This window comes from Micromonospora sp. WMMD1120 (assembly GCF_029626235.1).
In the GTDB taxonomy this organism is placed as follows: domain Bacteria; phylum Actinomycetota; class Actinomycetes; order Mycobacteriales; family Micromonosporaceae; genus Micromonospora.
The window spans coordinates 2778365-2799548 of sequence record NZ_JARUBO010000005.1; the positions used below are offsets into that span (position 1 = coordinate 2778365).

General features: G+C 69.1%; 19 protein-coding genes. 8 read left to right on the forward strand and 11 right to left on the reverse strand.

All coding sequences use genetic code 11. From position 1 onward, the window contains the following. Positions 1–116: 116 nt before the first annotated feature. From O7634_RS13125 to O7634_RS13145, 5 genes are all read left to right on the forward strand, one after another. On the forward strand, positions 117–953 hold the full coding sequence (locus O7634_RS13125; protein WP_029536974.1) for a DUF2637 domain-containing protein: 837 nt from the start codon (positions 117–119) through the stop codon (positions 951–953). A gap of 444 nt (positions 954–1397) precedes the next feature. Then, positions 1398–2333, forward strand: a complete 936-nt coding sequence (locus O7634_RS13130) for a replication-relaxation family protein (RefSeq protein ID WP_278150420.1) — start codon at positions 1398–1400, stop codon at positions 2331–2333. A 461-nt stretch (positions 2334–2794) separates the two neighbouring features. Then, on the forward strand, positions 2795–3079 hold the full coding sequence (locus O7634_RS13135; RefSeq protein WP_029536970.1) for a hypothetical protein: 285 nt from the start codon (positions 2795–2797) through the stop codon (positions 3077–3079). Positions 3080–3191: 112 nt separating this feature from the next. After that, positions 3192–3542 carry a hypothetical protein gene (locus O7634_RS13140; RefSeq protein ID WP_155273804.1) on the forward strand — a complete coding sequence of 117 codons (351 nt, stop codon included), beginning with the start codon at positions 3192–3194 and terminating at the stop codon, positions 3540–3542. Between the two features lie 123 nt (positions 3543–3665). Further along, a complete protein-coding gene (locus O7634_RS13145; protein WP_278150421.1) occupies positions 3666–4010 on the forward strand; it encodes an STAS domain-containing protein in 345 nt (114 codons plus the stop codon). 269 nt (positions 4011–4279) lie between these two features. On the opposite strand, the gene O7634_RS13150 is transcribed toward O7634_RS13145, so the two are convergent. Then, positions 4280–4981, reverse strand: coding sequence for a DUF3800 domain-containing protein (locus tag O7634_RS13150; RefSeq protein ID WP_051669291.1), 702 nt, complete (start codon positions 4979–4981; stop codon positions 4280–4282). Between the two features lie 110 nt (positions 4982–5091). Between O7634_RS13150 and O7634_RS13155 the strand changes: the two genes are divergently transcribed. Then, on the forward strand, positions 5092–5502 hold the full coding sequence (locus O7634_RS13155; RefSeq protein ID WP_278150422.1) for a very short patch repair endonuclease: 411 nt from the start codon (positions 5092–5094) through the stop codon (positions 5500–5502). On the opposite strand, the gene O7634_RS13160 is transcribed toward O7634_RS13155, so the two are convergent. From O7634_RS13160 to O7634_RS13200, 9 genes are all read right to left on the reverse strand, one after another. Further along, complete coding sequence (locus tag O7634_RS13160) at positions 5489–6706, reverse strand: DNA cytosine methyltransferase (RefSeq protein ID WP_029536961.1); 1218 nt, start codon at positions 6704–6706, stop codon at positions 5489–5491. The genes O7634_RS13155 and O7634_RS13160 overlap by 14 nt on opposite strands. A gap of 63 nt (positions 6707–6769) precedes the next feature. Further along, the gene (locus O7634_RS13165; RefSeq protein ID WP_278150423.1) at positions 6770–7360 is read right to left on the reverse strand and encodes a hypothetical protein; all 591 of its coding nucleotides are present in this window, start codon (positions 7358–7360) and stop codon (positions 6770–6772) included. Positions 7361–7377: 17 nt separating this feature from the next. Continuing rightward, positions 7378–9033, reverse strand: a complete 1656-nt coding sequence (locus O7634_RS13170; RefSeq protein ID WP_029536958.1) for a DEAD/DEAH box helicase family protein — start codon at positions 9031–9033, stop codon at positions 7378–7380. A 2-nt stretch (positions 9034–9035) separates the two neighbouring features. Beyond that, positions 9036–11339, reverse strand: a complete 2304-nt coding sequence (locus O7634_RS13175; RefSeq protein WP_029536956.1) for an ATP-binding protein — start codon at positions 11337–11339, stop codon at positions 9036–9038. 132 nt (positions 11340–11471) lie between these two features. Further along, positions 11472–12701, reverse strand: coding sequence for a tetratricopeptide repeat protein (locus O7634_RS13180; RefSeq protein ID WP_051669289.1), 1230 nt, complete (start codon positions 12699–12701; stop codon positions 11472–11474). Between the two features lie 126 nt (positions 12702–12827). Further along, entirely contained in the window at positions 12828–13508 is a 681-nt protein-coding gene (locus O7634_RS13185) for a GNAT family N-acetyltransferase (protein ID WP_278150424.1), read from the reverse strand. A 24-nt stretch (positions 13509–13532) separates the two neighbouring features. Continuing rightward, positions 13533–14210, reverse strand: coding sequence for a GPP34 family phosphoprotein (locus O7634_RS13190; protein WP_278150425.1), 678 nt, complete (start codon positions 14208–14210; stop codon positions 13533–13535). After that, the gene (locus O7634_RS13195; protein WP_278150426.1) at positions 14207–15235 is read right to left on the reverse strand and encodes an acetamidase/formamidase family protein; all 1029 of its coding nucleotides are present in this window, start codon (positions 15233–15235) and stop codon (positions 14207–14209) included. The genes O7634_RS13190 and O7634_RS13195 overlap by 4 nt, the downstream gene beginning before the upstream one ends. After that, positions 15232–16638 carry an APC family permease gene (locus O7634_RS13200; protein WP_029536947.1) on the reverse strand — a complete coding sequence of 469 codons (1407 nt, stop codon included), beginning with the start codon at positions 16636–16638 and terminating at the stop codon, positions 15232–15234. Before O7634_RS13200 ends, O7634_RS13195 begins: the two co-directional genes overlap by 4 nt. A gap of 365 nt (positions 16639–17003) precedes the next feature. Between O7634_RS13200 and O7634_RS13205 the strand changes: the two genes are divergently transcribed. Beyond that, complete coding sequence (locus tag O7634_RS13205; protein ID WP_278150427.1) at positions 17004–18836, forward strand: prolyl oligopeptidase family serine peptidase; 1833 nt, start codon at positions 17004–17006, stop codon at positions 18834–18836. Here the strand turns inward: O7634_RS13205 and O7634_RS13210 are convergent. Then, positions 18812–20188 carry a helix-turn-helix transcriptional regulator gene (locus O7634_RS13210; RefSeq protein WP_278150428.1) on the reverse strand — a complete coding sequence of 459 codons (1377 nt, stop codon included), beginning with the start codon at positions 20186–20188 and terminating at the stop codon, positions 18812–18814. The two genes, O7634_RS13205 and O7634_RS13210, sit on opposite strands and share 25 nt — an antisense overlap. A gap of 537 nt (positions 20189–20725) precedes the next feature. On the opposite strand from O7634_RS13210, the gene O7634_RS13215 reads away from it, so the two are divergent. After that, positions 20726–21160: an NUDIX domain-containing protein gene (locus O7634_RS13215; protein ID WP_029536942.1), complete on the forward strand. Its 435-nt coding sequence runs from the start codon at positions 20726–20728 to the stop codon at positions 21158–21160. Positions 21161–21184: the final 24 nt, after the last annotated feature.

Consider the following 21184-nt stretch of genomic DNA (forward strand, 5'->3'; position numbering starts at 1 on the left):
CGTCCCTACGGGCCCGGCCCTCGCGGCCGTCACGCCCGTCGTCCCGGTCGTCCACATCTGGGCGACGACGCCCCACCAGGTGTCACCCGGGCCAGCCGGCCACAGGTGGTGGGCCCTTGGCGACACATGACCAGCGACGCCGCGACCCGCCCGCTGCGGCGGGGCCGGGGCGGCAGCGGCTGGAGGACCGCGCCCAAGTGGCGATCATGCTGCTGATCGGAGGCGCGGCCGGCGCGGCGTCGTTCACCCACGTGCATGACGTCGCCGCCGCGCACGGCCAGCCGGGCTGGCTGGCCTGGGCCGACGCGATCGTCCTGGAGCTGACCTCGATCGCCGCCGGCCTGGAGCTGCGCCGCAACCGGCGACTGGGCAAGAGCATCGCCTTCCCCGCCACCATGCTGACCGCGGCGGTGCTGCTGTCGCTTGCCGCTCAGGTCGTCGAGGCCGAGGCGTCGGTGATCGGCTGGATCGCCGCCGCCCTACCCGCCCTGGGCTTCCTGGCGATGGTGAAGATCGCCCTCGGCCGCGCCGACCCCACCCCACCCACCTCAACCGCCCGGCCCGCGCCTACGGAGCCCGACCCGCCACGGACCGTCGACACGTCAGTCCCGGACAACCAGCCGCCGGTCCGCGTCACCGCCGCCGCGGTCCCGGACTCCGCAACCGTGGTCCCCGCCGTCGCGGACCAACCATCGGCGGTCCCGGACCACCCGGACCACCAGCCACCGACCGACGACAGCAGTCCGGAAGTCGCCGCGCTGGTCCCGGCCGCCCGGACCGCCGCCCACACCCTCAGCGCCGAAGGGACACCCCTGTCCCGCAATGCCCTCGCCCACCAGCTACGCGCGGACGGACACCAACTGTCCAACGCCACCGCCTCAGCCCTCGTGCGCGTCCTGCGCGCCGAGACCACCCCGCCGACTGCGGATCTGTCACCTCGGGAGGCCGCGTGACGGAACCCCCCACCCCCCCCACGGCTTCTGTCAGCCCGAGCCGACGCTGTCAGACCAGCGTGCGTGCCTGTCAGCAGGCCCGCGAGCCGACAGATGCCGACCGGAACTGTCCACCCGCTCCCGCCCCCTGCGGCGGCGGGCGCACCAATCTCACACCCACTCGCACCTCTGACCTTGGAGCACCAACGATGATCACCTCGTACCGCGAACCTCACCAGCGCAACCGACCCGACTCACACCCACTCCTACCGATCGGTCATGCCAGACCCGGTGTGCCCGGCCGTTCAGCAGTCAGCGCGGATCTCCGTTCTACCGTCCGCCTTGATCCTGACCCCCAACCTGACCCCCCACCACCGCTCACAGCCCAGGTCAACCCCACTCTCAGCGCTCCGATGCCGCTCCAGACAGACCCTCCACTCTGGGGTCTCCCCCCTGGGGCTGCCCATGCGTAAACCCATACACAGTGCGGATCCGCTGCTGCGGCTGCAAGCCAGCATCACCGCCCGCGACGACCAACTCCTCGACTGGCTCTACGACCACGGCGTGCTCACCACCGACCAGATCGCCGCCGCCCTGTTCCCATCCCTGGACTTCACCCAACGCCGCCTACGCCGCCTCACCCTGCTGCGGGCCGTGGACCGGTTCCGGCCCAACCGGGCCTACGGAGGCTCCTACCCCTACCACTACGTCCTGGACCAACTCGGCTACGACCACGTCCACGCCCAACGCGGACTCGGACGACCCCGCCGCGACCAGGCCCGCCGCCGCAAACAATCGCTGACCTCCCGGCCGGACCTGCCGCACCTGCTCGGCGGCAACCAGGTCTTCACCGACCTCGCCGCCCACGCCCGCACCCACCCCGACACCGAGCTGGCCCGGTGGCAGCCCGCATCGGCCTACCACGAACCCGGCACCCTCTACCGCGCAGGCGGCGACCCGCAGATCATCATCGCCGGTGCGACCGGGTTCCCCCGCCCCGACGGCGCCGGGGTGTGGACCGAGCGCGGACGGTCCGTGCCGTTCTTCCTCGAGTACGACACCAGCGGCGAACACTTGCGGATCCTCATCGAAAAGATCGCCAAGTACGAACGGCTGTACCTCATGAGCACCTGGGCATGGCCGGTGCTGTTCCACCTACCCTCCGCACGACGGGAGGCGAACCTGCACCACCGCATCGCCGGCCTCGGCCTGGAAACCGTCGTCGCCACCACCACCGCCGAACTGCGCACCGCGCTCAACGCCAGCCCCGCCGACCAGGTCTGGCAACTCGCCGCACACAGCGGCCGTCACCGACTCACCGACCTGCCCTATACCGACACCGACCACGACGACGAGTTCCCCACCCACACCGCGCCCGACCAGGACGGCCGGTCCGCCTGATGCGGGCGGAGCGGCGCGCACGGCGCGCGCGTACGGGCGGCCCACTCGCCCACACGCCGCCGAACCCTCCCGCACCCGCCCCAACTCGGGGGCAGCCGTCGCCGCCCGCCCTGTGGCCCTCACCGAGGCGATCAGGCCAGGCTGCGTGCCGGGCGGCAGCGAAGCGGCGGCTCTCGGAAGCTGTCTCCGTCTGTCACCGGACGCTGTCCGGCGACAGACCCCGCGACCACCCGGCTCACTCACACCAGCGGCGCGCCCCTGTGAGTCGCTGTGAGTGGCGCACGTCTTCACTTCCACGGCCATCGGAGTTACAGTCCGCGGCCCTTCACCGACGCCGACCTCGACGCCGCCCCTGAACGGCGCGGTCCGGCGATCGATCTTCAACGAGTTCCTACCACCGAGAAGGAGATGCCCATGACCCCACACCACGTCCTCACGCCACGAGCCGTCCTGGGAGGGACATGGCCACACGCCGTGACCAGCAATCACGCGCGCACACACCACACCCGTCGCCGCCGACCCCGCCCACGCGGACAACCGACGGCGAGGCCCCGACCGCACACCCCGACACCGACCCCCCGGTCCTGCCGGGAACGCTGTCGATGGCCCGCTACCTGACCGACCCCGCCACCGAAACCGAGATCCAAGCCCTCGCCGCCGAAGCCGGCCTCCCCACCGTCGACCAAGCCGCCACCCTCGCCCGCCTGCTCCGCCTGCACCAACCCGCACCGCCACGCGCCGCGTGACCTGCGCCCGCCCCAATGGGGCGGGCGCAGCCTCCTTCACCCCAACGTCGTCCGAGTGAGCATCACATCGCCTGGGCGACCTGCGCCGCGCGGCGACATTACGATGCGGGTCGTGGACACCCCACGCCGACGCGAGAACGCCTACTACTTGCCGCCGGAACTGCGCGACCAGGAGATCGCACCCGAGCAACTGTTCGCTGAGCCCCGGTCTGGCTACGGCACCGTCTACGTGCACAAAGGCCGGGACCTGCACCGGCGTGTCGTCTGGGTCGCCACCTGGGTCGACGAGATCAACGGCCACTCCGCAGGCATCGACCAGGTCGAGGGCACCCGCGACACCGTCCTCGCCTGGGCACGCTCCCGGCTCGCCGCCGCGCACCTGATGCCCACCGCCGGCGGTCCGGGATGGGTGCCGCTGCCCGACACCGACGACGAGATCGACCTGCCGCCCCTCACCGACTGACCAAGCCGTCCGTCGCGGTCAGACGCTATGCCGACGCGCAGAGTAACCTTCTGGTGTCACCCAGCACCCCGCCGCGTCTCGCAACCCCTCTGCCGTCGGCGGCGAGGTGCGGAGCGAGGGATCATGGATCTGACGATTACCACCACCAGCGAGGGCCCGCTCGTGCGCCTGAGCTTGACCGGCCGCCTCGGCGCAGCCACCAGCGGACTCGTCTACGACGCCGTGCTCGCCGCGCTGCGCGCCGACACCGTCCGGGACGTCGACCTCGACCTTACCGCCCTCGACCGCTTCGATGCCGCCGCTACCAGCACGCTGGTGGCCTGCCACCGAGCGGTGCACGTTCGCAGCGGCACCCTACGGCTGACCAACATCCCGCCCGCAGTCCGGCGGCAACTGTTCACCGCCGGACTGCTCGGCCTACTCGATGGCGACGGCATCGGCGCGAAGGCCCCGACCCAGCCCGCCTAGGCTGCTCGGCGCGACTTGCTGGCGGCGCCGAGGCTGTCTCGCCAAGCGGTGCCTACTTGAGGCGGGCATCTCGCACCACGCGATGTCGTCCATCCCGCTCGCTCGCAGATAAGCCATTGGAGCTGTTCGCTGGCGAAGTTGAGTCGGCCGAACCTCTAGCGGCGTGATTGGCGTCGCGGGCCTTGCGGCGAGCGACTAGGTGGTTACACTGCCGCCAGGAGGAGACTCCGGTGAGCCTTGGGCCCCGCTTCGGTGGGGCCCTTGTGCGTCTAGGGTGTCCAGCAGGTCGAGTGTTGGACGCGCGGTCCGACGCGAGCCCAGATGGCGCTATTGGCGCGGCGTGCGCGCTCGTCGGGCGCGGTCTCGGTCTCGATTCGGCGGTATAGGAAGGCGATGAGGTCGGCGGCCTGGACGAGGCGACTGGCAGACGATGGGGCGAAGTGAAGCGTGTCCACGATGCGGGTCAGTCTGCGCGTGCTCTCACCCCACAGTCCATGCTGCTGGTAGAGGGAGAGGTCGGCTCGATAGAGACCCGGTTGGGCCACCTCGTCGGCGATGACGAGGGCGTACTCGCCTCGTCTGGCGACGTACTCGTCGACGCGTTCGAGCAGCTGGCCGAGTACGACGGAGTGGGGGTCGTCGGTGGCGTTGTAGCGTTCCCAAAGCCGTCGCGAGTTGACGCCCCTTATAATGATCTTGACGTCGTGGTCGCCGATGGCTTGGAACGCCTCGTTGTAGACGCCGATGCGCACGCGAGGCATCTTGGCCAGGTGCTCCCATGCGCCCTTGGCCTGGAAGAGGTCGTGCCCGTGCAACTCGGCGTTGGGTGCGACGCCGTGCAGGTTCGCCGCTCGGGCGACGACGGCGTCCAGCGCGCGGGTCAGGGAGATGGCCTCCTGATCCGGGCAGAGCAGGGCGGCGATGTAGTACACCTCGCGGTTGTAGCTCTCGTCGACGTACGTCAACAGCACCTCGACAGGTTACGCCACTTGAGAGCGTTCATCCCCTCACCGCGGTGTGGTCGGCGGCGTCTGCCGGGGCGACGCTGATGGCGTCCCGTCCCACGCCCCTAAGCCCGCTGGTGTCGGAGCAGATGCGCCGGATGCCCCGGGCGTCGACGCGCCCGGAGCTGGCGATCCGGCGTGAGCTGCACCGGCGTGGCCTGCGGTTCCGGGTCAACTTCCGGGAGCTCCCGGGCCGACCGGATCTGGCCTTCACCCGGGCGCGCCTAGCGGTGTTTGTCGACGGCTGTTTTTGGCACATGTGCGCCGACCATGTGCGGTTGCCCAAGAACAACCGCGAGTGGTGGGTGGCCAAGTTGGAGGCTAACGTCGCCAGGGATCGTGAAAAGGACCGGCGTCTGGCCGATCTCGGCTGGCTGGCGGTGCACGTGTGGGAGCACGAGGAGCCCATGTCCGCCGCTGACCGCGTCGAGAGGCTGTGGTCGCGGCGTCGGCAACTCGGGGTGGCGGGCCTCGTTACCGGGCCTTGAAGAGCGACTTGACCACTGATTTGGCGATGACCGTGGCGAGCTCGACCGGCACGGCGTTGCCAAGCTGGCGCATCTGTTCCCCGCGGGGGCCGTCGAGTTTCCAGTTGTCGGGGAAGGTCATCACGCGGGCGACCTCCCGGACGGTCATGTACCTGATCCGGCCGACGTCGTCTCGCAGGACCGTCTCGCCGCCGGGCACGCCATGAACGCCGGCCTTGACGGTCTTGGCGGGCCGATCGAGGACGTTGGCGGTGTGTCCCGTGTACTCGCGGGCGCCGGGCCAGCCGTAGTGGTGCAGCCAGTCCGGGTGTTCGATCTTGTCGCCGAGAGGTTCGGGCAGGGTGGCGATGGCGTCCCGTAGCGTCCGCCAGCGCTGCGTGTTCCCCGGGATCTTCAGCGAGGGCAGGGTGGTCACGGCCGGTGGCTGCAGATTGTGTTCAGCCCAGTAGCTGCCGTCGGCCTGCGCGTGTGCGAGTGCCTCGGCGGAGTGGGTGGCGTCGGGGAAGTCCCAGTCGATGGCGAGGTCTTTGCGGAAGGCCACCACGAAGACGCGGTGGCGGATCTGAGGGACCCCGTAGTCGGCGGCGTTGAGGCACAGGTGCTTGACCTCGTAGCGCTCAGTGGGATCGTACTTGCCGCTGGCGAGGGTCTTGGTCAGCCGCTTGTCGTGGTCGCGCCAATCCTCGCCGTCGACCCGTTGTTCGAAGGGGGCGCCGAGCTCCCGCAGGATGTAGTCGTAGTACGGCTTGAACGATGGGCGTAGGAGGCCCTTGACGTTCTCGGCGATGATCGCCTTCGGGCGCGTCTCGCGGACGCAGCGGAACAGCTCCGGCCAAAGGTTGCGGGGGTCGTCGTAGCCCTTGCCCACACCGCCGAGGCTCCAAGGTTGGCAAGGCACACCGCCAGCGACGACGTCGACCTTGCCCTCCCACCGTGTGAAGTCGACCTGTCCCACGTCGCCCTCGACCAGGGGCCATCGGTCGTCCAGACGCTCAGGGTCTTCCGCGTCCGGTGTAAAATCGGTGGCTTTGTTGGCGCGCAGAGTCGCGCAGGCACGCTTGTCCAATTCGACGGCGAGCAGGTGCCGGAAGCCCACGTCGTGCATGGCCAGGGCGAGGCCGCCCCCGCCCGTGAACAACTCGATACTTGTTCCGATGCCCGCCGGCTGGTCGCCGGGTGAGGGCGGTGGCGGGGTGATGACCATGGTCGGACTCTACCGGAACGGCGGGGTGTCGATCGCCTGTCGATGGCGTTGCCGCGCCGTGGGTCACACGTCGTCGCGTGCGACCAGGCGACGGTGGACATGGCGCACATCGAGGCCGCAGTGCGCGGCCAACTGTTCGTGGCGACGACGTTCCTCGCCGTTGACGTCGTGGCCGTCGCGCAGTGCCACGACGATCATCGGTCGGGTGGGCGAGTCGATGACCTTGTTCAGCGCGGCCCACATCAGGTCCCGGAATGTGCCGGGCTTGCCCCAGCACATGTACCGGGTGGTCTCGCCGTCGGTGACGGTGCAGTGGAACGGCTTGTCGCCCCGGGAGCCGGGCACCATTGTCCACTCTTCGCCGAACGCGCGACGGATCAGCTCGTCCGGGCCCGACAGGCGAACGGTGACGAGGTCCCGGAACGGGCCGGCTCCGTCGAGAGCACGGGCGTACTCCTTCATCGGGCCGTCCTTGAGCCACACCCGGGCGTCCTCAGCGCTCTGGAACTGGGTGAGCCTGCCGCCGATGCTGGGGTCCTCGATCCACCGGGCGTACTGCCGGCTCTTCTGCTGCGCGCTCAGCAGCTCCCAGTCCAAGGTCTCGACCTGCCGGTACAGCTCACGCACGACGTCGTCGCGGATATCCTTGGGCACGGGGCTGGGCGACAAACTCACTCCCTGAGGGGTTCAGTGGAGGGGAATTGGAGGCGGCTCTCATCGTAGGCGGTCTCCACGTCCGCCGCGTCCCTGATCCACTCCTCCATGAGGTTGCCCGCCGCCTGGTCCGTGAAGGAGATGGTCGAGGTGACGTGCTCGCCGAGTTCCTCGACCTCCTCGGCCAGCACACGCTTGATCCGTAGCGCGGCGGCCACCCGCCGTAGGTCGGAGACGAAGTCCAGCACCAGGACGCGGTCCTTGCCTTCGCGTAGCCGCAAGCCGCGGCCGAGTTGTTGGACGAAGATGCGGCGACTGTGGGTCACCCTGGCGAAGCAGAGGATGTTGACGTCCGGCACGTCGACGCCCTCGTTGAGGATGTCGACCGCAGTGAGGATCGGTACCCTGCCCGTCCGGAAGTCCAGGAGGCGGCTGAGGCGCTCGCGCTTGTTGAGGGCGGCATGCACGGCCAGGGCGCCGGACCAGCGCGGCGCCCGGCGGAGCAGGTCGGCCATCCGCTCGGCGTGCTCGACGGTCCGGCAGAACACGATGGCGCGGGGCTCGACCACCTTTCCCCAGGCGTCGGCCAACTCGTCGCGCACCGCCTCGTCGCGGTGAGGGAGGAACAGGGTCGCGTTGAGCTCGGCGAGGCTGTAGGAGTGCTGGCTGGCGGCGCGGACCACCTCCCAGTCGATGTTGTCGACGAAGAGGCGGTAGTCGACCTGGGCGAGGTAGCCGCGTGCCATGCCCTGCTCGATGCCGAGGGTATGACTCGCCTTGCCGAAGCGGGCGCTGATGTCGTACTCGTCGCCGCGCCAGGGTGTGGCGGTGACACCGAATTGGAGAGCTTTGTCATGGGTCCGGAGAAGCTCGTCGTATAGTCCGCCCTCGGCGACGTGGTGTGCCTCGTCGACCATGACCAGGCCGGGTGAGTACCCGAGGCGGGACACCCGTACCGCGCTGCCCAGCGTCGCGCACGTGACGCCGGGTAGATGGTCGGGGCGTTCGTCGCCGGTGAGCAGGCGGGTCGGAACCGACTTGGGGAGATGCCGCCACATCGCCCGTTCCAGCTGCTGCACGAGGTCCTTGGTGTGTGCGACGACGAGGACCTTGTCCGACGGGTGACGTCGGAGATGATCGGCGATCACCTCGCCGCCGACCACGGTCTTGCCGAGGCCGGTGGCGAGGATCAACAGGGCGCGTCCGGTCTCGTCGAGGTCGGCCAGGACCCTTCGGACAGCCTCGCGCTGGTAGTCGCGGAGTGTCAGCGTTCCCAGGGTCGCCGGGACCTCCTTGAACAGCGCCGCTATGTCACCGCCGGACCAGAGGTGGATCCGGTAGCCGAGCGCGTTGAGACGTTCCGCGCGACGCATCGCGTCGGCGCTGAAGCGGGTGTTGGTGACAACCGCCGCCCGCGGGGCCCGGTAGAGGTCGCAGGCCGCTGCGGTCTCGTCCACCGCCTGGGCCGGGACCGCCCCGCGCGCCTTCCACTTGCACTGCACCACCCAGTCGCGACCGCGGTAGCCGGCCAAGATATCGCCGCCGCCGTCTCCGGAGCCGTCGACGTTCGTCACGCCGGTGAACCCCTGATGCCAGAGCAGCCGCTCGATCTGCCGGACGAACTGGTGCGGACCGCCATCGCGTAGCAGCAGCGGATCGAGGAAGCCGTCCACACTCAGTCCGTGTCGGCCAGCTCGCGCTCGACCAGCCGGCAGCTGATCCTACTGCGGGCCAGTTCCTCGGCGTTGAGGCGCGGGTGATCGTCCACGAGCAACGCCAGATCGCTGATGTAGCCAGCGAGCCGGGACACGACCAGGCCCCGGGTGCCCTCGTCGGTAAGGGTGGCGTAGGAGCGGCGGAAGACCCGGTTATCGAGGAACGCCCCGGGCCGACGCTCGATCAGACGGACGACCGCGCTCGCGGGGATGTACAACACGAAGTCGCCCTTCTCGATGACCTCGTCCCACACGTCGGCGCCGCCCTCGAGCGCGAACCTGCGCTCGGTGAGAGCACGCTCCCCCTCGGGCAGCAGCTCCCAGTAGCCCGAGGGGTTGCCCGCGACCTCCGGCTGCATCGCCTCGCGGACACGGTCCAGCAGCCGCCGGGCTTGAACGGCGAGCACATCCGGGGTGACCTTCGGCATGCCCGACCGGACGCGCAGCGTCTGAAGGACCGCCGACAACGGCGGGGGCCCGGAGGACCCCGCTGCCCGTTGCCGCATGTACTCGGCGAGTTCGACGAGCACCAGCTCCCGGAAGTCAACGCCGTACTCGGTGAACAGCGTGTTGTCGGCGGCGACGAAGGCCTCCGCGCGCGGCGGCCGGGTCCTCTCCACGAACACCGGGACCGGCCGGTTCCCGTGGTCCTCGACCTCGGCGCCGGGAACCGCCCACACTTTCAGCTCGACGGCGCCCTGTCCGTCCGCCTCGTAGCGGCCGGCCATGTCGACCACCTCGGTCGCGCTCGCCCGGTACCGCTCCAGGCGCTGGTCACGCGTCTCCGGCTTGGGCGCGTCCCGGTCCGGACCGTCATCACCGCCCTTCGGGCCGTCGTCGTCGAGGCCCATCCGCGAGGTGGTTCCCGGGCCGGAACCCGGCGACGGCTTCGGGTCGGGGGGAGGGGTGGGCCCACTGTCGTGCAACCGGGCGGCCTCGTACCACTTCTCATCTGACTGGTACTCGGGATGGCCATCGCGGAACAGCTTCGTCCACTCGACCGCTTTGTCGCGCAGCGCGTTCTTCCCGTCGCCGGGCACCAGGTACCTCAGCCCGGGATCCTCACGGCGGTAGCCGGTGAAGAGCTTGCCCAGCGGACTGTCGTTGGTCGGCAGGCCCAACTGCCTGGCGCGGTTCGGCCGCAACGGGCTCTCGCCCCGCAGCACCCGCAGGACAGTCTTCCACTCGGCGCTGTCCAGCTCGAAGGACGTCTTCATGTAGTTGACCGGCACATGGTCGCAATGGATCTCGCCGATGATCCGGCCCTCGTTGCGGGGGCTGTCGATCGGATACTCACGCTCGGGCGCACCGAGTCCGTCCGGGTCGACCCAGTCGAACACGTTCTTGTCGAACATCATGATCTTCCGGCCGCTGCGCAGGAAGTCGACGCCGTACTCGCTCTTGTGCAGGTACCGCTGGATGCCCAACCATCCCCAGATGCGGCGCTCGACGTACTCTGTGCGTTCGCTGCCACAGGTCGGGCAAGGCGAGTCGTCACACACCCGCCCGCAGTTCACGCACGTGCGCCGCGCCGGCAGCGTCTCGTCGATCCGGATCACGGCGGGGATCTCCGCGCCGCCGCGGGAGACCGACCTGTTCTCGCCCCATACGCACGCGCGGCGGGGAGTCACCTGCGTACGGTTCACCGTGATCAGATACGCCCGCTCGGTCAGCAAGTGGCTGTAGATGTGCCCGAGCTTTTCTCTGATGGTGCGTGCCTGGCGCTTGAGCACCTCGAACTGGTCTGGACGCAGCTTCTTGATGATGACCTTCGTGCCGTGCTCCGACGGGTCGTCCTTCGGCGCGTGACGCAACGGGACCTTGTAGTTCTCATTCTGCCTGGCGCTGATGGCGGCCAGGTCCAGCGTGACGACGGTCCAGGACGGGTCGCCGGCACGGGTCGTCCAGATCTCGCTCCACCAACCCAGTCCCGCCGTGGCGATGTTCAGTCCCATGCCGAACAGCCCCAGCGCGTCGTACCTGGAGTTCGACGTCCACCCGGCCCTGACCGCGTTGTTCAACGCCCGGCGGTCCATCCCGAGGCCGTTGTCCACCACCCAGACCTCTGCGTCGGACAAAGTGCTGGTGGACCCGGGCAGAGTGATCGTGACGGCTGGCCGGATATCGGATGGTGGACGCTTCCAGAAGTCGTCGAACGCGTTGTCAATCAACTCCGCGAGGCAGTACACGGCAGGGGTCTTCAGCTCGCCGAACATGCTCAGCACCCTGCCGTGCGGCGTGACATCCATGAACTCGTCCGACATAGCCACCCTCTCGCGTCGACCGGGGGAACGCGCGGTACAGCCTAGTACGTCACGACGCTGCGAACGGGGTCCGCTGCGGAGGGTTGAGGAGTGGCTCTGCCGCGACCGCTTCTCCGGCAGACGGCTGGTTGCTCACGGGCGCAGGTCCCGTCCGCCTGCAGTGGTCCGCCAACCTCCGTCGACAGCCAGCGGTCCGCCCTCGTGTGACTGTGTTGCCGCTGCCGGCTCCGTGTGGACCTCGATGTCGGGGTGGTCGTGTCCGCGCTCTGCGCAGTGCTCCCACATCTGGTGCAGGTGGTGGAGCATGCGGGCGGTGGCCGGGTGGTGGGGGTGGGTTCGGCGGTGTGCCGTGATGGTGTCGGCGAGTAGGCGTCGGGCGGCGGCGCAGTGGCCGAGGTCGCGTAGGACCAGGGCGATGCTGGCCTGGGTGGCGAGGGTGGGCTGCGCGTCGGGTCCGGTGGTGGCGGTGAGTTGTTCGGCGAGGTGCCGGTACACGTGATAGGCGCGTTGGTGGTGTCCGGATCCGCGGTGGGCGGTAGCGAGGGTGTGAACGGCGGCGAGGGTCGGTCGGGCGGAGGGGCCGCGTAGTTGGGTGTGGCTGCGGTGGGCGTAGGTGGCCCAGCGGATGGCGGCTGCGGGGTTGCCAAGTCGGATGAGCAGTTCCGCGTACAGGTGAGTGGCGTCGGCGAGAGTGGGGTCGGCGGTGGTGGTTGCCGGGTCGACGCCGGCAAGGGCGTCGCGCAGGGTTTCCCGGGCGCGCACCGGGTCAGCGGCGGTGAGAGCGCGGGCGGATCGCAGCCGTTCGGTGAGAGCGGGACCTGGTAGCCCGGGTGTGGGGGCGAGGGCGGTGCGCCAGGTGAGACGCAGATCTGTGGCGGTGGTTCCGGCGGTGACGCGGGCAATGACGCGGCCTGCGTGGGCGGCGGCGAGGTTGGTGCTCTTGGGGTGGCCGGGGGCGGTGACGATGGCGGGTGTGTGGCGCAGGATCGCCTCGCCGACGATGTCGGCGACGAGGGTGGCGTCGAGTCCGTGTCGTCGGCAGTTGCCGGGACATTGGTAGACGAGCCGGTTGCCATCGGGGGCTCTGGTCATGGGCTGGTCGCAGATGCGGCAGAGCATGAGGTCGGGTGGCAGGAGGACCGGTGCCGGGTCCCCGACGGGTGGGGGCATTGGCGCTGGTGGCGGCGACGGGGTGCGGGGTGTCCGGGTCTTGCTGACCCATTCCTGCACGAGGCGCCGGTCGAGGTTGAGTTCGCGGGCGACGGCGGAGATCGGACCGCGGTGCCCGCTGTCGCGTAGGGCCGCCACCTGTCGGACAGCGGCGTCGATGAAGTCGTGGGAGTACTTGCGGGGGAAAGCCATCGATTGGTCGTTCCTCGGACAGAGGCGTCAGGGCCGACGTCGGGCCGCGACCGCTCGGGCCAGCGGCGGTCACTCACCGCGTGACGGCACCGCAGCCTGGGCAGTGGGTTCGGCGGCCACCCGCCGCTATCGGGACATCGAGGTCGTTCCGCTGATGGAGCGGGAGTCATCCCGTCGGGGCGCGGCGGGGCGGGCGAGGTTGCTGGGCCACGTGTCGAGGCGGCGGTCGGGGTTACGGCGCATGGGCTGCAGGACCGGCCCGTCGGGCAGCACGATCGCCGGCCTGGAGGTGTAGCCGTGGCGGGTGTAGAGGGGTTGGGCGTCGGTGGTGGTGTCGGTCCAGGAGGGCAGGTCGATGCGGTCGAGTCGGCTGCGGTGGTGGGTGAGCATCGCCGTCGCCCGCCCGCATCGCTGAGCGTCGGGCTCAACGGCGAGGAACGCCAGGTGGTAGTGCGGCTCGGTGGGCCGAGGCTCAGCGAGCATGGTGTCGAGCTGCTCGAAGCGGTGGGCGTGCGGACCGGCAGCGCCGAGCAATCGGCTGCGGTAGTTGGCTGGTGGTGGGATGGGCCGGTAGCGGTGAAAGCCGACGGTGGCGGCGCTCATGTCGTCGGTGAGGTGGGTGTCGCCGTAGAACATGGCGTGTTCCACCCAGATCGCCGCGACGTCGGTGAGCACGCGTCGCCGTGCGGCTGGGTCGGGTACGAGCCAGGCGGCGAGCGGGGTGGGCTGCAGGGCGGCGGCGATCAGCGCGGCCACGGGGTCCCTGTCGGCCCAACGGGCGGCGCGGATGCGCAAATCAGCGTCCATGAACCTGTTCTCCTTCGAAACGGGTCAGCGGTAGGCGGCGGTGGCGAGGTCGCCGACGGCGGCGTCGACGGCGGCGGTGATGTCGCGTACGGGTCGGTGGTGCTGTTCGGCGATCGCCTGCAGTTGTGTGGTGACGGTGTTGGTGTCGTCGAGGTAGAGGTGGGCGGCGAGGCCGAGGACGGCGACGAGGCCGGCGAGGGCGGCGGTGTGGTTGTCGGGCGGTTCGCGGCCGGCGGCGAGGTAGCGCAGCCGGGCGCGGGGGACGACGGCCCATTTGGTGTCGGTGGCGAGGTATACGTCGGTGCGGGCGAGCCCGCCGAGGCGGCGTCGGCTGGTGCGGTGCAGGATCCCGCCGGCGTGCAGGCCGGCGCGGGTGCGTTCGTACAGGTCCTCGGCGAACCATGTCAGCCATCCCCGCAGCGTCGGGGCGGGATTGGCGTAGCGGACCGAGGTGATGGCGGTGTCGGCGATGAGGTCGCCGACGGGCCGGTCGAGGTGAAGCCACAGGCGTCGCCCGCCGGGGCGGGTGTCCTCGGTGTCGTCGAGGGCGATCCGTCCGGCCAGGAACAGGTCGGTCAGGACAGCGCCGGCCATCCCAAGGGCGAGGGCCTGGCGGTGGATGTGAGGTTGGCCGGTGTCGTCGTTGTGACCGAGCAGGAACAACTCGTCCCGCAACGGCAACTGAGGAATCGACGCGGTCATCGCCGCGGCTCCTCCCGCAGCCCGGCCGCACGCTGCCGCAGCCGGGCGTGCACCCCGCCGTAGGCGGCGGTCGGGTTCGGAAGCAGCGCCTTGTCCACGGCGGCCAGGACCGTGTAGTTCGGATCGCACACGTTGCCGATCGGCGCTCGCCCCGCCTGCGAGACCAGTTGGTAGGCGTCGAGCTCTTCCAGGCCGGTGAGCGTGCTGGTCCAGCCGACCAGGTCGCGGTGGGCGATCCGGTAGGCGTCCTCCAACGGCCGGGCGCAGCCGACCGACATGATCGATGTGTCGGTCTCCAGCCGCGGCCACACCGTCCGAGTGCCCTTGATGACCTCGATAGCCAGGGTGGTGGTCGTGGCGATCTCCACCCCGACCCCGCAGGCCTCGCCCTCGCCCTGTCGGGCGTGCCCATCGCCGAGGGCGAGCATCGCCCCGTGCACGTTCACCCCCAGATACAGGGTCGTTCCGGCGCGCAGCTCCGGGGTGTCCAGATTCCCGCCGTGCATGTCGGGGACGATCGTGGATCGGGCCTCGAACCCACCCGGAGCGACCCCGATGGTGCCGATCATCGGATCCAGCGGCAGGTCGACGGCGTGGTCGCTGCCGGTGGCGTGGAAGCGGACCGTGCCGGCGTGCCGGTCGATGTCGTACACCCATACCCGCTCCTCAAGCGGCGGCTGCAGGGTGGCGGTGTGGGACGTGGAAGTCAGCGCTCCGAAGTGCGGGAACGTCGAGGACACGCCCCAGTCCCGGACGGGGACGATAGAGGCGAGGTGGACCGCGAGGGTGTCGCCGGGTTCGGCGTCCTCGACGAAGAACGGTCCGGACACCGGGTTCAGGTACGGCATCCGGCACACCTGCGACGGCAGGTCCGCCGGGCCGCGGACGAGACCACCGAAGCAGTCCTCGGTGTGCACCTGCAGGATGTCACCGGAGCGGACGTGCGCCACCGGCATCCGCCCGCCGAAGGTGTAGGCGAGCTCGTCGCGGGCGGGCCGGTAGGTGATCGTTTCCATGGCGGTCACACCCGTTCCACGTGGCGGGCCTGCGGCTGCGCGGGCGCCAAACCCGACAGCGCGGGACGGCGGCCGGTCAGGTAGAGGCCGGCGAGAACGACCATGCCCAGGGCGAGCCAGGCCAGACCGAGGCGCTGCGCGGCGATGTTGGCGTTGACCACCACGTAGGCGAGGATCGCGAACCCGATCCCGGGCATGACCAGGTGCGCCCACCAGTTGCCGCTGCCCTGGCGGATGAGGTGGTGCACCACTACCGAGACGTGCAGGACCAGGAAGGCGACCATCGCCCCGAAGTTGATCAGCGACGACAACACGGTGATCCCGTCGGCGCGGGTCGCCATGTACAGGCCCAGCACCAGGGACACGACGCCGGTGAGCAGAGTGGCGTTGATCGGCACGTTGCGGCGGATCGACACCTTCGCCAGAAACGCCGGGAGTTGCCGGTCGCGGGCCATCGCGTACAGCAGGCGTGAGGTGGCGACCTGGGCGACCATCGAGTTCGGCAGGCCCCACGCGATCGCGGTGGCTACCGCGCACAGGGTCGCCAGCCAGCCTCCGCCGGCCACGGCCGCGGCGTCGTAGAAGGCGGTGCCGTTCACGTCGCCCTCCGCGAGGAGGGTGCCGGGGTCGGGGACGAGCATCGCGGCCAGCCACGTCTGGGCGATAAACAGCACCCCGGCCAGGATGAGCACGGCGGCCATGGCCCGGCCGATCTGACGGGAGCCGCCCTTGGTCTCCTCGGCCAGCATGCTGATGCCGTCGAAGCCGAGGAAGGACAGCACCGCGATCGACACCGCACCCGCCACGAGGGACCAAGTGAACGTGTCGGAGCTGTAGAACGCCTCCCAACTGAACCGGCCCCTGCCCGAGGCGAGAGCCCAACCGGCGACCGCGAGGAAGACCGCCAGGATGATCAGCTCGCCGACGAGCATCACCCGGGTCACCATCGCGGTCATCCGGATGCCAACCGAGTTGACGACCGTGTTGACCGCGACGAACCCGAGCAGCCACAACCACACCGGCACCGCCGGGACCGTGGCGTGCATCGCCACCGACGCCACCAGGTACAGCAGACCCGGCACGAGAACGTAGTCGAGCAGGATCACCCAGCCGGCCAGGAAACCGACCGGCGCGCTGATGCCCCGGCCAGCGTAGTTGTAGACGCTGCCCGACATCGGGAACGCCTTCACCATCTGCGCGTACGAGAACGCGGTGAACACCAACGCCACCACACCCACCGCGTACGCCAGAGCCACCATCCCGCCAGAGCCGGCGTACACGCTGCCGAAGATCGCCATCGGCGCGATCGGCACCATGTACACCAGCCCGTACGCGACCAGGTCCCGGAACCGAAGCCTCCGAGCCAACTCCTGGCGATAGCCGTAGCGTGTCAATTCATCTTGTAGCTGCATTGCACCCTTCCGAAGAGCTCGTGTCGGCAGCGGCGAAACGTCCAATGTTGGGCCGCGTGTGAATTGCTTGACGCTCCGAATGGTCGCTCGATTCGAATGGTGTGGTCGATACCGAAAATGCGGACAAAGGAAGTTGTCCGCATCGAATTTGTCGCTCCGAACTTGAGCGGCCCAGCGGCAGTTCGAGCCGTACCGTCCAGCGGCAGGGACGAAGTGCTTGCGCGTAGAGTCGACCGTGTCTGGGGAAGCACTCGCGCCGGCTCGGCGGCACGACAGCTTCTTCTACGCCGTTGCCGGTGCCCCGGAGGCCGGTCAACGAGGGCGCTGTCTTACGGTCGCGCACGGAAGTTGTTCGAGGAGGACCCGTGAGGCTGGCGGACAGGATCGCTGTGGTCTCGACGGAGGACGCGGTTCGTGCCTCTGTGAGCTATGACCAGCTGCGTGCAGGGGATGGCGCGCTGTACTGGTTGGAGACCCGCCCCGAAGCCGGCGGGGTCGCGACGGTGACATGTTGGCGACCCGGCGAGGGTGTGCGAGACGTCAGCCCGGAGGGCTTCAACGTCACCAGCGGCGTTCACGCGTATGGAGGCGGGGCGTTCGCTGTCACTGACGGGACGTTGTGGTGCGTCGGCGGAGACGGCCTTTACCGGAGCCGTCTTGACGACGATGAACTCGAGTTGGTCAGTCTGGGATCCTTCGGCGACCTGACGGTCGGCGACGGCGAGTTACTGGCTGTGCGGGAGTCGGAGCATGGTGACGACCTCGTCGCGGTGTCGCTCACAGGCGTCCCGGACGTACGGGCTCTCGCAGCATCCCGGGGATTTCTCGGCGCACCTCGGTCGGCTCCAGGCAGGTTGGCCTGGACCAGTTGGAGCGAGCGCGACATGCCCTGGGATAGGTGTGAGATATGGGTCGCCTCCTACTCGCCGCGTGGCCAGGTCGGGAACCCGGTAAAGCTCGCCGGCGGTTCGGATGAGTCGGCGGTGGAGCCGAGGTGGGGTCCCGACGGGGCGTTGTACTTCGTGTCAGACCGCAGCGGCTGGTGGAACCTTTACCGGTGGGACGGCCATCAGGTGAAGCGGGTGGCTCCGATCGCAGGTGAGTGCGCGGCAGAGCCGTGGGAGCTGGGCTACGCGTCGTACGACTTCCTTGACGACGGCCGGATCGTTGTGGCGGTGCAGGACGGACCGCGGCACCGCCTCGTCGTCATCGGTCCTGACGGCACTATTCGTCCGGTCGACCTTCCATATACATCCATCAAGCCCTATCTGGCCGTTCAAGGAACGACGGTGGCGTTGATCGGGTCGTCGCCGACCGCGGCCCCACAGGTCGCGCTCGTGCATCTCACGGCCGCCGATCCTCAGGTGGAGGTGCTTGCCCGGTCAGAGCACGCCAAGCTCGACGGGGCGCAAGTGTCGACGCCGACGGAACTGCGGGTTCATGTCTCGGATGATCGAGAGGTGCTTGCCCTGGTGTATCCGCCGACAGCCGCGGCGGCGGACTGGCGGGCACCGGTGATCGTGAGGGCGCATCCTGGGCCCACCGCTTCGTGCCTGCTGCGTCTGGACTGGCAGGCGCAGTTCTTCACGAGTCGGGGGTTCGCCGTCGTGGACGTCGACTATGTCGGCAGCACCGGGTACGGGCGGGCCTTTCGGGAAGCGCTGTACGGCCGGTGGGGCCTCGACGACGTTGATGACTGTATGGCGGTGGCGGACCACCTGCTCGCAACAGGACGAGCCGTGCCGGGTCAAGTCTTCATTCGCGGAGCGAGCGCCGGCGGATACACGGCCCTGCACGCGGTGGCGCAGAGCGGTCCGTTCGCTGCCGCCACGGCCGTGTCGGCGATCGTGGATCCCGACCGTTGGATGGGAACCGTGCCTAGGTTTCAGCGCGCGCACGCCAGACGGCTGCGAGGCGGTGCCGGGCGGGTCGATGCCGCAACGGTTCAGCGGCCGGTGCTGCTCATCCACGGCACCGCCGATGACGTGGCGGTGGCCGAGGATGTTCGGGAACTCGCCGATCAGCTGACAGCTCACAGCGTGCCCCACGACATGCTGCTCCTTCCCGACGTCGGCCACTACGTCGCGACCTCCACCCAGGCGGGCACGGCGCTGGAAGCGGAACTCGCGCACTACCGTTTCGTGATGACGGCTGCGGCTGCCGATTGCGGGGACTACACCGCAGCCAGCGGTAGCTGAGAACGCACGTATTCGCCGAACTCACGGACCTCCGGCTCACACCGGTAGGGCTCAAGATCGGCCTGCACCTCGACGATGCGCTCCAAGCAGCGGTGCGAGGTGGTCCGCGCGGCGTGATTCACCGCCAGTCGGCCGGCGGCGCAGGCTTCGTCGATGCGGCCAGCGGCAGCCAACGATGAGGCCAGGAGCGCGGTGTCGATGGCCAGTCGGCGGACATGTGTGGGACTCAGCGCGGCAAGGGCATCGCCCAGGTGCCGTTGGGTCTGCTGCGGCCGGCCCAGATCATGGAAACAGTGGGCAAGCTCGTCGGCGAGATAGGCCGGATCGAAGTACTGGATCCACAGCGGCTCGTCCTCGGTCCTGCTGCGATTAAGCTGCCTCTCTGCGATGTCGAGGTGGACCAAGCAGTCGCTTTCGCGTCCGAGGCGGGCGTACGTCCGCGCCACCACGGCGTGTAGCGCGGCTTCCACGGCGGGCGTCACCTGAGTCTCACTACCCCTCACCGCCGTGAGCGCCATCCGCAGCGCAGGCTCGGGATGGCCGCAGTGCAGCGCCAAGTGACCGATGTTCACGGCGAGCAGGTAGCTGCCGTAGAGGCGGTCGTCGGCGGCCTGCGTCAGCCGCAGAGCGCGCAAATAGCGGCGCTGCGCGAGACCGTGGGCTCCGGTGTCGACTGCCTGATATCCGCACAGTTCGAAGAAGCCCGCCGCCAGCCTGTACAGGCGCCGACCGATCGCTTCCGAGGCGGGGGTGTTTGCCAGCAATCGGTTTAGCTCGCCTTCGACGTACCGCTGCACCTGGGCATGGACTCGTCCAGCACCGTGGGTATGGTCCATCTGCCGGAACATCGCCAGAGCGGTCTCAGCGGAACTGAGGTCCTCCTCGCGAACCTGATCAGGTGAGCCGGGCCGGCCGGCCGCAGACAGTCGGGGTCCCGCAGCAGCGTTCAGCCAGTCCAGAGCGGCGCGATCGAGGACACCTGGCTGAAATGGAACCCGGACGACCATGTCGGCCAACCCAGAGGGCTCCGCCGGCTGAGTGGAGAGCAGGGTGATGACGCCCGTCGGAGCTGTCGCTGGCTTGCCCGCGTTGACCCGATTCTTCTCGAGCAGCGGTAGCAGGCGCATCAAGGCGCCACCGGTCGACAACGCCTTGTCGCATGCCTCGACGAAGTCCCGCGAGGGGAACCGGTCCGCCGTCTCGACTCGACGCACCAGGTCGGCACTGAATCGGATCATGGCTCCCAGCCGCGCCTGCGAAAAGCCGGCGTGTTCCCGCAGCCTACGCAACTCAGCGCCGAAAAAGTGGCGCTCAGACATGGACGGTTGAAGCACCCGCGGGGTCTGACCCATGACACCGCCTTTCGGGCTGACCACTTCCGGATGGCATTGAGCAGCGTGGACATCGCGCACATAGGGTCACTCAGCGTTCAGCGCGGCGCAACCAGGAACGACGAAAGGGTGTCGATTTGAACCCGCTCACGGGGCGAGCGCCATGCGGACAACCACTCCGTCCGCATGCTCGGTGTTCACGACTGCGGCTCGAAGGGCGAGGGTGTGGAGGACGGGGTGCCGGCCACTCGTCAATCCGCTTCGGATCTTGAGAGACCCTCGGAGGTGGTTATGAAGCACAAGGCTAGACCCTCCTCCTTGGTCGTGACGGGTGCTGGGATCGGGATAGAGCCCGCAGCTCTGGCATCAGGGCGATGAGACGAGCGCACCGCCCCTGCCGATGGATCACTTGGCTCGTCGTGACGTTCGGTCACCAGACCTAGACTCAAGCTCGTTTGCCCAGCGGTCGGCGGGCGCTGCTCAGTACCGCGTGCAGTTCCGTTAGTACCTGTGGGCCTACGAGCTTCCGAAAGTCAACGAATGAGGAGGGGTTCTCCCATGCCGGAGCGGGTCACCAAGGAAAAGGTTCTCTGCTACGTCGTACGAGACGGCAAGCTGCTGGTCTTCCGGCACACCGATTACAGCTACGAGGAAGTCGGTATCCAGGTTCCGGCCGGCAGCGTCCGCCCGGGCGAGACGCCGGAGGCGGCGGCGCTGCGCGAGGCCCGTGAGGAGACCGGCCTGAAGGACTTCAAGGTCGTGCGGAAGCTCGGCGAGACCGAGTACGACATCAGCCCGTACCGGTTCGAGCTCCAGCGTCGCCACGTCTTCCACCTGGAACTGACCGAGCCGACATCGGAGCGGTGGATGAGCCAGGAGGACCACGACGGGGAGCAGGAGCCGACGCACTTCGAATGCTTCTGGATTCCGCTGGAGGCCGCCCACATCCTCCAGTCCGGCCAGGGCGCCCTGCTGGGACGCCTCTACGACTAATCCCCGCCCGGTCACGCCCACCCC